Raw genomic sequence first — 13,864 nt, forward strand, 5'->3', positions numbered from 1 at the left:
AGAGTAGACGGCGGGGCATCTCCGCGCTCTACCGGCTGGCCTGCAACCGGTCAAGTCACCTTTTGGCTTTCCGCCAAAAACCGCTTTCCTGGTCCGGTTTGTTGACAGGAAGGGCCGGCCGGGCTACCCCCCTTGACAGTCGCAACCGAAAGACCCCCTGTGACCCCTCGCGCTGCCGAAACCATTGCCGTAATCGGCCTGGGCTATGTCGGCCTGCCGCTGGCCGTGACCCTGGCCCGGCATTTCTCCGTTCTTGGCTTTGACATCGACCAGAGCCGAGTCGAGGAGTTGCGCCGCGGCGAGGACCGCACCCGCGAGGTTGCACCGGATGTCCTCCGCGCCTCCAGCCTGCGACTGAGCGCCGATGCCGCCGAACTGCCTGGCAAGACCGTCTATATCGTGACCGTGCCGACCCCGGTGGACGAGAAGAACATTCCCGACCTCAACCCGGTACGCTCGGCCTCGCGCACGGTTGGCCGCGCCCTGCGGCAGAACCCGGCGCCGCAGGCCATCGTCGTATACGAGAGCACCGTCTACCCCGGCGTGACAGAGGATATCTGCGGCCCGATCCTGGAGCAGGAATCCGGACTGGTCTGCGGCAGAGACTTCTTCCTCGGCTATTCGCCCGAGCGTATCAATCCCGGCGACAAAGTGCATACCGTGGACAAGATCGCCAAAGTGGTGGCCGGCCAGACACCGGAAAGCGCGGCCCGCCTGGAACATATCTACGGCAAGGTCACGTCGGGCGGCATACATATGGCGCCGACGATCAAGACTGCGGAAGCCGCCAAGGTGATCGAGAACGCCCAGCGCGACATCAACATCGCCTTCGTCAACGAGATCGCGATGATCTTCGGCAAGATGGGCATTTCAACCTACGATGTGCTGGAAGCGGCCGGCACGAAGTGGAATTTCCTGAAATTCCAGCCCGGACTGGTGGGCGGCCACTGCATTGGCGTCGATCCCTATTACCTGGCCCATCGCGCCGAGGAACTGGGACACCATGCCCGCATCATCCTCTCGGGTCGCGCCATCAATGACGGGATGGGCGCCTATGTCGGCAACGCGGTATCGGCGCGCATCAAGCCGGGCAGCAATGTCCTGGTGCTGGGCCTGACCTTCAAGGAGGACGTGCCCGATCTGCGCAATTCCAAGGTGGCCGATCTGATCGGCAGCTTGAAGGATCTGGGCCACAGAGTGAGCGTGCATGACCCGCTCGCCGACCCTAACGAAGCACAGCACGAATATGGCGTGATGCTCAGCCCCCGGCTCGATCAGCTTGGCGGTTTTGATGCCGTGGTGGCCGCCGTGCCGCACTGGGAATACCGCGCCATCGATCAGGCCGGGCTGGCCCGGCTGGCCTGCGAGGGCGGCCTGATCGCCGACCTGAAGGGCATCTGGCGCAGCCAGCCGATCCCGCCCGGCCGACAATACTGGACGCTGTAGCAGGATTTGCCCGCGGCCCACTGGACATCGCCGGTGCGCTGACCGAAATATCCTGTGCCAACAGGAGTCGCGCTATGTCCGAACAGATCGATACCCGCATTCCGGTCTCCGTGATCACCGGCTTTCTCGGGGCCGGCAAAAGCACTCTGCTGAACCGGCTGCTGCGTCACCCCGACATGGGTGAGACGGCCGTGATCGTGAACGAGTTCGGCGAGATAGGCCTGGACCACGCGCTGATCGCCTCCAGCCAGGAAGACACCATACTGCTCAGCTCCGGCTGCCTGTGCTGCACGGTTCGCGGCGATCTGGTGAACACCTTCCGCGACCTGGCCGCAAAACGCGACCGCGGCGAGGTCAAGCCATTCAAGCGCGTGGTGATCGAAACCACCGGCCTGGCCGATCCGGCCCCCGTGCTGCATACACTGATGAGCGATCCGGTGGTGGCCGAGCGCTGCCGCCTTGAGAGCGTGGTGACGCTGGTGGACGCCGTGAACGGCGACGGCACGCTGGATCACCACAAGGAGGCGATCAAGCAGGCGGCGGTGGCCGATCGTCTGGTGCTGACCAAGGTGGATCTGGCCGAACCCAAGGCCGTGCAGCACCTGCGCCACCGCCTGCGGCACCTCAATCCGGGCGCCCCGGTCCTCACCGCGATTGGCGGCGACATCGCGCCGAAGCAGCTCTTTAATGCCGGCCTTTACGACCCTGCCACAAAGAGCTTCGATGTACAGAACTGGCTGCGTGCCGAGGCCTATGGGGAGGATCACCACCATCATCACGATCATCATCACGATCACCATCATGATCACCATGGCCACGATCATGGGCACGATCATGGGCACGATCACGACCATGACCACCACGATGATCACGGGCATTTCCTCAAGCCGGATGGCAGCGTCGATGTCAATAGGCACGATACAAGCATCCGGTCTTTCTGCCTGACCTTTGAACAGGCCTTCGAGTGGAACACGCTGGCCACCTGGCTGGACCTGCTGGCCGCCTATCGCGGCGACAACCTTCTGCGCGTGAAAGGCCTCGTGAACGTGCAGGGCGTCGACCGTCCGGTGGTGATCCACGGCGTGCAGCACCTTTTCCATCCGCCGGCGACCATTCCGGCCTGGCCCGATGCGGATCGCCGCAGCCGCATCGTTTTCATCACGCGCGACCTGCCGCAGGAAGTGATCGAGCAGACTCTGAGCGCGTTGCAGCAGGCTGCACCGGATACCGCCGCCGCACCATGAAATTCCAGACATGAACGGCACCGTAGAGCACCCGGCCGATCCGGAGCTTACCGCGCTGATCAACGGCCTGCGCAAGACCGCGCGCGACCGGGTCTTTGCCGTCACCTATGGCGGCCGCCGGCTATGGGTGAAGACGGCGGGCATGCCGCGTCTGCGCTCCGCCGTGCTGATGCAGCGCGCCATCGCCACTCTGTTCCGTCTGCCGATCCTGCTGCCGCCGCGCAACCAGACCGGCGCGCTCGGCCTGGCTGCCGAGGCCGCGGCGATCCGGACGCTGGCGCAGGCCGACCTTCCGGTGCCGGCCGTGATCGCCTGCTCTGGCCAATGGCTGGTACTGAGCGATGCCGGGGAGGCGCTTGAGCCGCGACTGAATGCCGCCACTGATGCCGCCGAACGCTGGCGCCTGATCGCCGAGGCTGGCGCGCTGCTCTGCCGGCTGCACGCCGCCGGCCACTGGCATGGCGGAGCGCAAATCCGCAACTTCAGCCTTTCCGACGGCAGGCCCGGGCTGCTCGATTTCGAGGACCACACCCTGCCCGGCATGACGCTGGCCGAACGCCAGGGCCGCGACCTGCTGCTGTTTCTCTATTCGCTGGTGCGATACGATCGCGGTACCGTCGAGCCTCAACTTCCGCGCATCGCAGCCGCGATGCTGCGCGAAGCCATGCCGGACACACGCAACGCCATACGCCGACTGCGGCGCCGCATGGCCTGGCTGCTGACGCTGGCGCGTTGGCTGGCGCCCTATGCCGGTCGTGACGTGCGCCAGGCGGCCGCGGCCGATGCGGCCATAGGCGCTGCGCTGGCGCAGTACGTCGACTGACGCAGGGCGTCAGTCGACGGTCAGAGCCGTTATTCCATGAACAGGCTGAGTGGATCGGGACGATAATCGCCGAACGGCCCGATATCGCGATAACCGGCTTTCCGGTACAGAGCTATGGCCTCGGGTTGGCGGATACCGGTTTCGAGCCGGATGCAGGTCAGGCCGAGTTCGGCCACCCGGGCCTCCAGCCGCTCCAGCAGGCGGCGGCCCAGTTTAAGCCCGCGCGCAGCCGGCGCCACATACATGCGCTTGATCTCGGCATAACCGCCCTGATCCACCACCGCGCCATAGCCAAGCAAAGCGCCGTCCGTCTGCCGGGCCACGAAGAAACTGACCTCGGTTCCCTGCAGGCTGGCGACATCGAGCAGATGGTTGCTCTCGGCCGGATAAAGCTTGGCATACCATGCATCGGCCGCCTGCAGCAGCGCGATCACATCAGCCTGAGCGGGGTTTTCGATGGCAATCATCGGCATGGTCAGAACCCGGGCGCGGCCAGACCGATGCTGCCCACGCTGATGCCGCGCCAGTTGTTCAGCGGCTGCTCGACCAGCGGGCGGATCGCCTCGCGGCCGGCCTCGTCCAGCCAGCCGAGATGCTCGAGCAGCCCGCCCAGTGCGGTCTGTGCGGCGCGTGCCGTGCCATCGAGGACCTTGAGCGCGATGCCAAAGCCGGCCTCGGCCGAGGCGGCCGTATAGACGCCCTCGGCGCCGGTCTTGGCGATAAAGCGGCCTTGGCCGGCTAGCATCACCGCCGTGCAGAAGCGGCCCGTGCCGGCCACGAAAAAGGGTTCGGCCGCCACCGCGGCCGCAATGCGCCGCGCCGCCCTCGCGCGTTCGGGCGCCAGACCATGGCCGGTGACGAAGCGCGCGAAGCCATGGGCCAGCGCATGCAGCGGCAGGGCGATGGTGGGCATCGAACAGCCATCGGTGGCCACCATGCCAGGTGCCAGCTTCACGGCGCAGACATCCTCGATGGCGGCCGTGACGCGCCGCTGCACCGGATGATCGGGGCTGACATAGCCGCGGATATCCTCGCCCAGATGGGTGGCGACCGAGACCATGCCGGCATGCTTGCCCGAGCAGTTGTTGTGCAGGCTGGTGGGCGACAGGCGGTCGCGGGCAAGCTGGCGTGAGGTTTCCTCGTGATAGGGCCAGTGGGCACCGCATTCGAGGTCATCCGGCTGGCGGCCGATGCGGGCGAGCCAGGCGGCAACGGTTTCGGTGTGGCGTATTTCGCCGCCATGACTGGCGCAGGCCATGGCCAGTTCGGCCTGACTCAGGGAAAAGGCATCGGCCGCACCGGTCTCGACCAACGGCAGGGCCTGCAGGGCCTTGTTGGACGAGCGCGGGAAAATCGCCTGCGCCACATCGCCCCAGGCCGCCACGGTCTTGCCGTCCGCATCGACCACCGCGGCAATCACCGGATGGCGGCTTTCCACTTGCGAACCGCGCCTGACCTCGACGATAAAGGGCCGCGTGCCGGGAGCCGGCAGGGGGCCGAAGGGATTGCCCATGGCTGTACTCCTGAATTGTCTCCGGGCGCTTATACACGCAAGGCCCATACAGTCAAAGAACGGGCAAGCAGAGAACGGGGTTGCCGATGCGCGGCTTTTTCGGGATCGGCGTCGAACGCCTCAGCAAGCCGATGAATGCGGGCAACCTGTTCCGCACGGCGCACGCCTTCGGCGCCAGTTTCGTCTTCACCATCGGGGCGACCTATTCGGTGACGGCGGCACGTTCGGACACCAGCAAGACGCCTGAGAATCTGCCCTGGTATGCCTACGACAGCGTGGCCCAGCTCAGCCTGCCGCAGAATTGCCAACTCGTCGGCATCGAATTGCTGGATGAGGCAGTGGAACTGCCGCGCTTCCGCCATCCATTGCGCGCCGCCTACGTGCTGGGCCCCGAGATGGGCTCGCTGAGCCCCGAACTGGTTGCCCGCTGCGATCATGTGATCAAGATTCCAACCAGCTTCTGCGTCAATGTCGGCGTGGCCGGCGCCATCGTGATGTACGACCGGCTGATCACCCTTGGGAAATTCGGCGAGCGGCCGCTCTCCCCCCTGGCCAGGGACAAGGCCGGGATCGGGGCCGGGATCGGGGCCGGGATCGAGGGCGGAGCCAATCCGGGCGGCCGGCACCCCAAGAGGACCACCCAGCCTCGCGACTGAGGGCCGGCCGGACCGGTCGCGGCAATCTCCGGTTAAGCAGCAGGGTGTTGTGCCCGATTTCTAATAGAATCAAGGCTCTGCTCATTCCCTTTTAACCCTCTGCCTGCCATAGTAGGCCGTAATTGGCTCGTAACAGAAGGCCAGGGGTGAAAGCAGGCACGCGGCCATGAATGTAAGCGCACCGACGGGCATTACCGAAGCCACCGGCGGCGTCGTCCTGTGCCAGGATGCGCACGCGCTGTCGGAACGGCGTGCACGCGCCATGATCGGCCGCGTCTGCCGCGACTATCTGGACGAAAACATCCTGATTCCGATCGAGCTGCTGCATCACAGCGGCCATGCCAAGCTGCTCAACGGCGCCGAGAACCTCTGCGCCGCGCTGGTGCAGAAGGCCGCCGTCGCCCAGGCCCAGGCCACCAATTCGCCGGTTCGCGACAAGGTCAAGAAGCTGTATGCCATCACCACGGCAGCCATCACGCAGGTGGAGACCTTCGAGAAGCGCCTGCCGTCCACCCCGCTGACCCACCGCCTGCTGGCCCAGCTGATCGCCTCTGACCCGCTTTACGGCACCCGCATCGCCTACTCCGCCCTGGCGCATCACCTGGAATTCTCCAAGAACTGGACGGAAAAGGCCGACCGCTGCCTGGCGCTGTTCGACACCGGCATCGACCAGGGCGCCATCGGCATCCTCGATGAGGCCCTGGCGGAAATCCTGCAGGCCAAATCGTCGGTCCCCGAACTGCTCGGCAAATTCCGCGATGCCCGCCTGCGCATCATCCAGCTTATGGCCATCCTCGACAAACGCTATGCGATCGACGATGCGGCCTACGACACCGAGTTTGCCCAACGCCTGCATGCCGTGGTGGCCAAGCACAGCATGCCTGCCCTGCGGGACGCGGTGATCCAGTTGCTGCGGCGGCTGCTGATTTCATCGGTGCCGCTGCTGTCCGAGGAACCGGCAGAGGAGTTCCCCGCCACGCGCGAGGTCTATGCGCTGCTCACCAAGGACCGCGATTTCGCCCTGGAACTCGGGGCCGCGGATCTGTTCGAGAAGCGCATGGTGCGCCTGGTGACGGCCGAGAAGCTGAACAAGCTGGTACCGGGCTATTACTCCGCTCCCAAGCTGATGACCGCGCTCAAGCTGTTCGAGGAAGTGATCGGTGACGGGCCGAAGGAAATCCTGCTCAAATACATCGCCTATCTCTACGAGCACCGCGATCTGGAGAAGGAATTCGTCGATCCCGCCTACACCACAGAGGAAAAGGTCGAAATCGCCAACGAGCTGCGCAAGCTGACGATCAGTACGGGGCTTTCCGATCACCGCCGCGAGCAGTTCCTCGGCATTCTCGACCCGCTGATCCAGCGCCTGTCAAAGGGCGACCAGCGACGCTCGACCCGCAACCAGTGCGGCCCCGAGGATCATGTGGTTCTGGAAGGCGCTCGCATTCCGCTGAAGAACTGGAGCGCCATCGGCCTGCTGTTCGGCCCGATCAGCGGCACCTTCCTGGAAGGAGAGCTGCTTAAACTGACGGTGAAGATCAAGAATCCGAAGCTGCAGATCACCTTCGATGCCGAGGGCGATGTGGTGCGCTACACCGACGAGGGCTTCGTGGCGATGAAATACCGCTGCCTCGATACCCAGGCGGCCAAGAAGGTGGCGCTGTATTTCGACCCGCTAGCCGGCGCGAAGGCCTGAGACGAGCGTGGCCGCACCGGGCGGCTTTACAGCGAACGGCCCAGATAATCGGCCACATTCTGCGGCAGGAAGCCCGCCTTGCGCACCGCTTCCTTCAGCCGGTCTTCCGCAACACCGAACCTGTTTGCCCAGTAGCGGACATCCTGCTCGGTGCTGACATTCACCCGGCGATACCGGGCCGCCAGCACTTCCCGCGCCCTGTCGCCAGCCCGCGCATTGCGATGCCCCTCCTGCGAGGGGGTCGCGGTGGTCGGCTGGCTCGCCGCCACCGGATCGCTGGCAGGGAAACTGTCGCGCAACCCGGCATCGAGGGCATCGTCCCGGCTGGATTTACGTTCCGGCATGGCATCCTCCTGTTTGCATTACAGTACGGAAACGCCGGGCCGGACCCCGGGTTCCTGCGCGGGGCAGAAGACCGCTGGCTTCGGGCCGCAACCAGAAAGCGCGATGCGGGAATGGCAACCCGGCATTCGCGCAGGCCGGCGATCGATCATCACCCCTTCTCAAGCACTGGCAGGAGGGTTAGCCTGTGGGGCAACTACAAATCAAAATTCGGGGGCCGTCATGCGCCGCTTCTTCGCCGGGCTGGCTGTGAGTGTCCTGGGGCTGGCGTTCGCACCCTGCTGGACCGTGGCAGTGGCACAGCAACAGCCGGCCGCCGCGCTAGCGGCGCCGCCGCGCAGCATCGCCGATATCGTCGCCATCCTGGACCAAGAAAAACCCGATCCGGCGCGCCGCGCCCGGCTTGTTGCAGCCGCCGAAGCCGCCGAGCCCCCGGGGCTTGATGCCCGCGAGCGCAGCCGCTTCCTCTATGGGCGCGCCCAGGCAGCCAACCAGGTCGGGCGCACCGAGGCGGCGCTCGCGGATACCGAGACGGCGATCAGGCTGGGCCAATCCGTGGGCGACGACGTCTATCGCATGCAGCAGCTATATGCCGGATTGCTGCGCATGACCGGCAAGCCGCAGGAGTCGCTTCGTTACTACATCGAGATTGCCGAGACCGAAAGCCGAGGGCGGCAGCGCGGCCGACTGTTCAGCATCTATCGCAGCATCGTGCAGGGCGCGACGGTAGGCGGCGATTTCGCCATGGCGCAGCGCTACCTCGGCTATGCCGAGCAGCAGTTGCGCGAAATCACCAACAATGTACGAAGCCAGAACGTATTCATGTTCGTTTCGTCGTGGCAGGCCGATATCGACACTGCAAAGTCGATCCTGGCCACCAATCGCGGCCAGTATGCCGAGGCAGAAAGCCATCTGGTTTCCGCCCTCGCCAACAACCGGGAAGCCCTGAACCGTTCGAAACACTGGCCCGACCCTCCGGCGGCCGGCACCATAGAATCCGGCGGCGACATGCTTCTCTCCAACCTCGGCGAAACCAAGCTGGCGCAGGGCCGCATGACCGAGGCGGAAGTCGACATCCGCCAGGCCCTGCTCAGTGCGCTGCGACGCGAAGGCAAGTACACGTTCCGCACGGCGATCTATGTCAGCAGCCTGTCGAACGTGCTGCTTGAACAGGGCCGCCTGGCCGAGGCGGAAAAGATGGCGCGCACTGCGGCCGACATCTATCGCGAGATCGGCTATGACGAGAATGCGCCGGCTGCGCTGGCCACGATGCGCGCCGTAGCCAATACGCTGGTGCTGCAGCGCCGCTGGCAGGAAGCCGCCGAGCTGTATCAGCGCATGATGGCCGCGACCGCCGACTGGAGCGATGCCCGCGCCAGGGCGGTCCGCCGCAACCCGGCCCGCATCCTGACCATGGCGCGCACGGGGCAGGGCAGCGCGGCGGCCGAGGTCGCCGCGCAGACGGTGCAATACAAGTCCGAGCGCATGGGCGACAAGCATTTCGAGGTGGCGATGGATCGCGGCCTGCACGGCATCGCGCTGGCCGCAGCCGGCCGCGACCCCGAAGCGATGGCCGCCTTCCGCGATGCCGTGCCGATCCTGCTGTCGGCCTCGCGGCAGGCCGAAACCGAGGAATCCGGATTGGCCACGCGCGATTTCTTCGTGCAGACCATCATCGAGGACTACATCGTGCTGCTGGCGCGCGTGCAGGGTAAGCCGGCCGGCGCCGGAATCGACGCGGGCAGCGAGAGCTTCCGCCTGGCCGATGCGGCGCGCGGCCGTAACGTGCAGCGCGCCCTGGCGGCCTCGGCGGCGCGCGCCTCGGTGCGCGACCCCAAGCTGGCCGAGCTGGTGCGTCAGGAACAGGACCAGCAGAAACAGATCGCGGCCCAGTTCGGGCTGCTGTCGAACCTGCTGGCCCTGCCGCCGGAACAGCGCGACGACAAGACGATCCAGGTCATGCGCAAGGATGTCGATGCCCTGCGCGACAGCCGTGCCCGGACGCGCCAGCAGATCGAGAAGCAGTTTCCAGATTATGCCAGCCTGATCGACCCCCGTCCGCCGGCGGTAGACGAAATTCGCGCCACGCTGCGCGAGGGCGAGGCGCTGGTGTCGTTCTATCTGGCACAGGAAAACAGTTTCGTGTGGGTTGTGCCAAAGCAGGGCGCCGTCGCCTTCGCGACCGCGCCGCTGGGCGCGAAGGCCATCGAGGCCAAGGTGCAGAAACTGCGCCTCGCGCTGGAACCGCAGGCGGAAACCCTGGGCGATATCCCGCCCTTCGATCTCGCGCTTGCGCATGAACTCTACGCGGCCCTGCTGCAGCCGGTGGAGGCCGGCTGGAAACCGGCGAAAAGCCTGTTCGTCGTCACCAACGGCGCGCTCGGCCTGCTGCCGCTGGCCTTGCTGCCAACCGCGCCCGCGCAAGCCGACGCCAAGGCCGCTCCGCTGTTCAGCGGCTACAAGTCCGTGCCCTGGCTGGCGCGCAGCCATGCCGTGACGCAACTGCCCTCCACCGCGGCGCTGAAAACCTTGCGCGGCCTGCCGGCGGGCGCGACGAAGCGCGAGCCGCTGATCGGCTTCGGCGATCCCTACTTCAGCGCCGAACAGGCCGCCGAGGCCGCCACCGAGGCTCCGCTGCAGATCGCCTCGAGCGATCCGGTTGCGGTGCGCGGCGCCAAGCTGAAGCGCCGCAACGCGCCGCAGACCACGGGCGTCGACAGTGCCGAACTGGGATTGCTGCCGCGACTGCCCGACACGGCCGACGAACTGCGCTCGGTGGCGCTCGCCATGCAGAGCGATCCGGCCAAGGCGCTGTTCCTGGGCAAGCAGGCCAATGAACGTACCGTTCGCCAGACGCGGCTGGACAATTATCGCGTGGTGGCATTCGCCACCCATGGCCTGATCCCGGGCGATCTGAACGGGCTGACCCAGCCGGCGCTGGCGCTGACCGCACCTCAGGTGGCCGATGTGGACGGCGACGGCCTGCTCACCATGGACGAGATCCTGGGGCTGAAGCTGGATGCCGACTGGGTGGTGCTGTCGGCCTGCAACACCGGCACCGGCGCGGGCGCGGGCGCGGAAGCGGCCTCGGGGCTTGGTCGGGCCTTCTTCTATGCCGGTACCCGCGCCCTGCTGCTTACCAACTGGTCGGTGCATTCGGCCTCGGCGCGCGATCTGGTGACCGACCTGTTCCGCCGTCAGTCCGCCGATGCGCGGCTGGGTCGCGCCGAGGCATTGCGCCAAGCGATGGTCGCGCTGCTGGACGGGCCGGGCTATCAGGAGGGCGGCCAGACGCTGTTCAGCTATGCCCACCCGATCTTCTGGGCGCCCTACAGCCTGATGGGCGACGGCGGCTAGACGGTCACTTCTCGGTCAGCGCGCGGGGCGCGATGCCCGCGCCCGGATCGCGGTCAAGGCGCGCGATCCAGCGCTGCGCGGCGGCATCGTCGGGCAAGCCGCGCAGGATCGCCTGCGCGCCATTGGCATCGCCGGCCGCCAAGGCCTTCATGGCGGCATCATAGGCAGTGAGAATCTGGTTCTGCCATGCCGTGGCCCGCCCCTTGCGCGCCAGCGGTTCGAAGATCTGCACGGCGGCCAAGCGGCCCACCACCTGCACGCTGTCGATGCGCCGCGCCAGCACGGCATCGCCTGCGGCATTCATCGTCGCCTCGCTGGCCAGGATCGTGGTGCCGTATTGCTTGTTGGCGCCTTCCAGTCGGGCCGCCAGGTTTACCGCATCGCCCATCGCGGTGTAGTTGAAGCGGCGCGGCGAACCGATATTGCCGATCAGGGCGCGACCGGTATTCAGTCCGATGCGGGTATGCAGCACGCGGCCCTTCACGGCGAAGCGCTCGGGCTCGCGCAGCAAGGCGTCGCGCATGTGCAGGGCCGCGCGCAGGGCATGGGCGGCATGCTTGGCGTCGTTCAGCGGCGCGCCAAAAACCGCCACGATGGCATCGCCTATATACTTGTCGACGAAACCGCCATGGCCCTCGATGATTGCCGTCATCGTCGAGAAATAGCCGTTCAGGGCCTGTACCAGCTCGGCCGGCGAACAGCTTTCGGCAATCGACGTGAAACCGGCGATGTCGCTGAACAGGATGGTGACCTCCCGTTCCTCGCCGCCCAGGCTGGGCAGGCGGCCGCTGGCCACCATGCGGTCGACCATGGTGGAGGGCAGATAGAGCGAGAACAGGCGGGCGATCAGCCGCTTGTCGCGATCGGCCACCGTGAAGCGGTAGGCGATGGCGGCCCCCAGCACCAGCAGCAGCGCAGCAGCAACGTTCAGCCAGGGCATGACCATGTCATGGCGCAGCAGCAGCGCGGCAATGAACGGCAACGACACGCCCCCGCCCAATGCCGCCGCCAGACCCGGCAGCAGCGGCAGGAGAAAGACTGCCAGCCCGCCCGCCAGGGCCGCCAGCAATGCCGCGATGAAAAGCGCGGCGGAAGACCATTCGCGCAGCTCGCTGCCATCCAGCAGGTTGTTGATCGCGGCGGCATGGATGAACACGCCGGGCAGGCTGTCGCGCGCGAAGGGCGCGGGCTGCGGGCGCGGCAGGATGCAGGGCGGCGGCGGATTCGCGCCGTCGCGCGCGGTCACCAGCCGCTTGGACGTGAGGCGGCGGTCTTCGACATCCAGCACCGTGCCAATCAACACGACGCGGCCGGCGAAATGCCGGCGAAAATATTCCGTGTTGCCGGCCGCGGCGCAGGCCTGCAGATCGGCCAGCGAGTAGCTGGGCACATCGCCTGGCCCGGTATTGAATCCAATCAGGATGTTGCCATGGGCATCGGCGGCAATCCGGCGCGCTCCCAGCGCATAGCCGCCGGTATCGCGCACCAGGGGGGTGCCGGCGCGGCGCTGTGCCAGTTCGGCGGCGATGCCCGGCTCGCGCCCACCATCGGCGGTGGCGAAATCGAGCGGCACGCGGCGGATGATGCCGTCGGGGTCCTCGAACACGTTCAGCGCGCGGATATTGCCGCCGCCGCCCACGGCGACCTGCTGCGCCTGATGCGGCAGGATCGGCTGGTGCGAATGCTGCACCTTGCCCAGTACCAGCTTGCCGGCGCGAGCGGCATTGCGCATGGCGACCAGGAAATCGCGCTCAAACCCACGCTGGAAGGCATCCAGCGTGGTGGGGTAGACCACGTCGAAGCCGATCACAGCCGCCTCTGCGGCCACGGCGCTCAGCACCGGCGCCAGCAGCGGCGGCCAGGCGGCCTGCGGCATGTCGCTGAAGGGTGGCGTGCGATAGGTGGCTTCGTCGATCGCCACCACCACGGCATGGCTGCGCTCCGGCTCTGCCTGCGGCCCGAACAGCAGGTGGCGCAACGGATAGGCGAGATCGAGGGACGGGCCGCGCAGCCACATCCCCGCAGGGCTGGCCAGCAGGGCTGCCGCCCCCAGCGCCGCCGCGGCGATGACGGCCAGATCGCGCAGGCGCTGGCGGCTCATGCCGGGATCAGAAGCGGACGAGGCGCAGCAGCAGCGGCCCGCCGCCATCCGCGGCGCCGGGATCGATGCGGAATATGGTGGTCTTGCCGTGCAGAACGGCACGATAGATGCCGCCGGCATAAAGCGGCTTACCGGCCTTGGCCAGATCGAACAGCTTGCCGCCGGCCTTGTAGACCAGCACGGTTTCGGGCTGATCCAGCCGCTCGATGGTGAGTTCGCCCGGCTGCTCGACGGCAAAAACCGGGGCCGTGTAGAGCAGCGTCACGCTGGGCTCGGGCACATTGGCCGGCGTCTTGCCGGTGCCGGGGCCGCGGCGGAACACCATGGCGCCGCTCTTGCCGGCCTGGCTGCCGCCGAGCGCCAGGTTGGCGGCGCATTTGAGTTGTTCCTGCTGGATCTTGCCGCCGCTGACGGCCGACGATTGTGCGCCGATGGTGACAGTGCCGCCGGTGATGGTCTCGCGCAGGCAGGACTGCATATAGCCCAGCGTGATCCGGCCGTTGGCAGGCAGCGTGATGACGCGGCCAGGTTCAAGGAAATCGAATACCTCGATGCCGGCCACCGGCGCCGATAGGTCCTCGACCACGGCGGCGGCCTTCTGCTGGGCCAGCGCCGGACCAGCCATGATCAGACCGCCGATGAGCGCGACCAGTACAAGACGAATTCCCATAGCATCCCCCTGCCCC

General features: G+C 66.6%; 11 protein-coding genes. 6 read left to right on the plus strand and 5 right to left on the minus strand.

Annotation, left to right across the window (positions count from 1 at the left end; all coding sequences use genetic code 11):
- Nucleotides 1-159: 159 nt before the first annotated feature.
- The 3 genes from ACK4FK_RS02885 to ACK4FK_RS02895 all read left to right on the plus strand — a co-directional run bounded on the left by ACK4FK_RS02885 (nucleotide 160) and on the right by ACK4FK_RS02895 (nucleotide 3,513).
- Nucleotides 160-1,446, plus strand: a complete 1,287-nt coding sequence (locus tag ACK4FK_RS02885; RefSeq protein ID WP_409740844.1) for a nucleotide sugar dehydrogenase — start codon at nucleotides 160-162, stop codon at nucleotides 1,444-1,446.
- 74 nt (nucleotides 1,447-1,520) lie between these two features.
- Nucleotides 1,521-2,690: a CobW family GTP-binding protein gene (locus tag ACK4FK_RS02890; protein ID WP_409740847.1), complete on the plus strand. Its 1,170-nt coding sequence runs from the start codon at nucleotides 1,521-1,523 to the stop codon at nucleotides 2,688-2,690.
- A 10-nt stretch (nucleotides 2,691-2,700) separates the two neighbouring features.
- A complete protein-coding gene (locus tag ACK4FK_RS02895) occupies nucleotides 2,701-3,513 on the plus strand; it encodes a hypothetical protein (protein ID WP_409740850.1) in 813 nt (270 codons plus the stop codon).
- A gap of 29 nt (nucleotides 3,514-3,542) precedes the next feature.
- On the opposite strand, the gene ACK4FK_RS02900 is transcribed toward ACK4FK_RS02895, so the two are convergent.
- Both ACK4FK_RS02900 and ACK4FK_RS02905 read right to left on the minus strand, forming a co-directional pair.
- Nucleotides 3,543-3,986, minus strand: coding sequence for a GNAT family N-acetyltransferase (locus ACK4FK_RS02900; protein WP_409740853.1), 444 nt, complete (start codon nucleotides 3,984-3,986; stop codon nucleotides 3,543-3,545).
- 2 nt (nucleotides 3,987-3,988) lie between these two features.
- Nucleotides 3,989-5,026 carry an asparaginase gene (locus ACK4FK_RS02905; protein WP_409740856.1) on the minus strand — a complete coding sequence of 346 codons (1,038 nt, stop codon included), beginning with the start codon at nucleotides 5,024-5,026 and terminating at the stop codon, nucleotides 3,989-3,991.
- A gap of 86 nt (nucleotides 5,027-5,112) precedes the next feature.
- Between ACK4FK_RS02905 and ACK4FK_RS02910 the strand changes: the two genes are divergently transcribed.
- Together ACK4FK_RS02910 and ACK4FK_RS02915 are read left to right on the plus strand one after the other, a co-directional pair.
- Nucleotides 5,113-5,682: an RNA methyltransferase gene (locus tag ACK4FK_RS02910; RefSeq protein ID WP_409740858.1), complete on the plus strand. Its 570-nt coding sequence runs from the start codon at nucleotides 5,113-5,115 to the stop codon at nucleotides 5,680-5,682.
- A 166-nt stretch (nucleotides 5,683-5,848) separates the two neighbouring features.
- The gene (locus ACK4FK_RS02915; RefSeq protein WP_409740861.1) at nucleotides 5,849-7,378 is read left to right on the plus strand and encodes a hypothetical protein; all 1,530 of its coding nucleotides are present in this window, start codon (nucleotides 5,849-5,851) and stop codon (nucleotides 7,376-7,378) included.
- Between the two features lie 26 nt (nucleotides 7,379-7,404).
- On the opposite strand, the gene ACK4FK_RS02920 is transcribed toward ACK4FK_RS02915, so the two are convergent.
- Nucleotides 7,405-7,722: a DUF3606 domain-containing protein gene (locus ACK4FK_RS02920; protein ID WP_409740864.1), complete on the minus strand. Its 318-nt coding sequence runs from the start codon at nucleotides 7,720-7,722 to the stop codon at nucleotides 7,405-7,407.
- Nucleotides 7,723-7,942: 220 nt separating this feature from the next.
- On the opposite strand from ACK4FK_RS02920, the gene ACK4FK_RS02925 reads away from it, so the two are divergent.
- Complete coding sequence (locus tag ACK4FK_RS02925) at nucleotides 7,943-11,077, plus strand: CHAT domain-containing protein (RefSeq protein WP_409740867.1); 3,135 nt, start codon at nucleotides 7,943-7,945, stop codon at nucleotides 11,075-11,077.
- 4 nt (nucleotides 11,078-11,081) lie between these two features.
- Here ACK4FK_RS02925 and ACK4FK_RS02930 read toward each other — a convergent pair whose 3' ends face one another.
- A complete protein-coding gene (locus ACK4FK_RS02930) occupies nucleotides 11,082-13,178 on the minus strand; it encodes an adenylate/guanylate cyclase domain-containing protein (protein ID WP_409740870.1) in 2,097 nt (698 codons plus the stop codon).
- 7 nt (nucleotides 13,179-13,185) lie between these two features.
- The gene (locus ACK4FK_RS02935) at nucleotides 13,186-13,848 is read right to left on the minus strand and encodes a hypothetical protein (protein WP_409740873.1); all 663 of its coding nucleotides are present in this window, start codon (nucleotides 13,846-13,848) and stop codon (nucleotides 13,186-13,188) included.
- Nucleotides 13,849-13,864: the final 16 nt, after the last annotated feature.

Origin of the sequence: Ferrovibrio sp. (assembly GCF_046297895.1) — a bacterium.
In the GTDB taxonomy this organism is placed as follows: domain Bacteria; phylum Pseudomonadota; class Alphaproteobacteria; order Ferrovibrionales; family Ferrovibrionaceae; genus Ferrovibrio.

Coding starts and splice junctions, on each gene's coding strand:
- ACK4FK_RS02925 (WP_409740867.1), top strand. CDS start 7,943: ATGCGCCGCTTCTTCGCCGGGCTGGCTGTGAGTGTCCTGGGGCTGGCG.
- ACK4FK_RS02915 (WP_409740861.1), top strand. CDS start 5,849: ATGAATGTAAGCGCACCGACGGGCATTACCGAAGCCACCGGCGGCGTC.
- ACK4FK_RS02895 (WP_409740850.1), top strand. CDS start 2,701: ATGAACGGCACCGTAGAGCACCCGGCCGATCCGGAGCTTACCGCGCTG.
- ACK4FK_RS02930 (WP_409740870.1), bottom strand. CDS start 13,178: ATGAGCCGCCAGCGCCTGCGCGATCTGGCCGTCATCGCCGCGGCGGCG.
- ACK4FK_RS02935 (WP_409740873.1), bottom strand. CDS start 13,848: ATGGGAATTCGTCTTGTACTGGTCGCGCTCATCGGCGGTCTGATCATG.
- ACK4FK_RS02920 (WP_409740864.1), bottom strand. CDS start 7,722: ATGCCGGAACGTAAATCCAGCCGGGACGATGCCCTCGATGCCGGGTTG.
- ACK4FK_RS02905 (WP_409740856.1), bottom strand. CDS start 5,026: ATGGGCAATCCCTTCGGCCCCCTGCCGGCTCCCGGCACGCGGCCCTTT.
- ACK4FK_RS02900 (WP_409740853.1), bottom strand. CDS start 3,986: ATGCCGATGATTGCCATCGAAAACCCCGCTCAGGCTGATGTGATCGCG.
- ACK4FK_RS02890 (WP_409740847.1), top strand. CDS start 1,521: ATGTCCGAACAGATCGATACCCGCATTCCGGTCTCCGTGATCACCGGC.
- ACK4FK_RS02910 (WP_409740858.1), top strand. CDS start 5,113: ATGCGCGGCTTTTTCGGGATCGGCGTCGAACGCCTCAGCAAGCCGATG.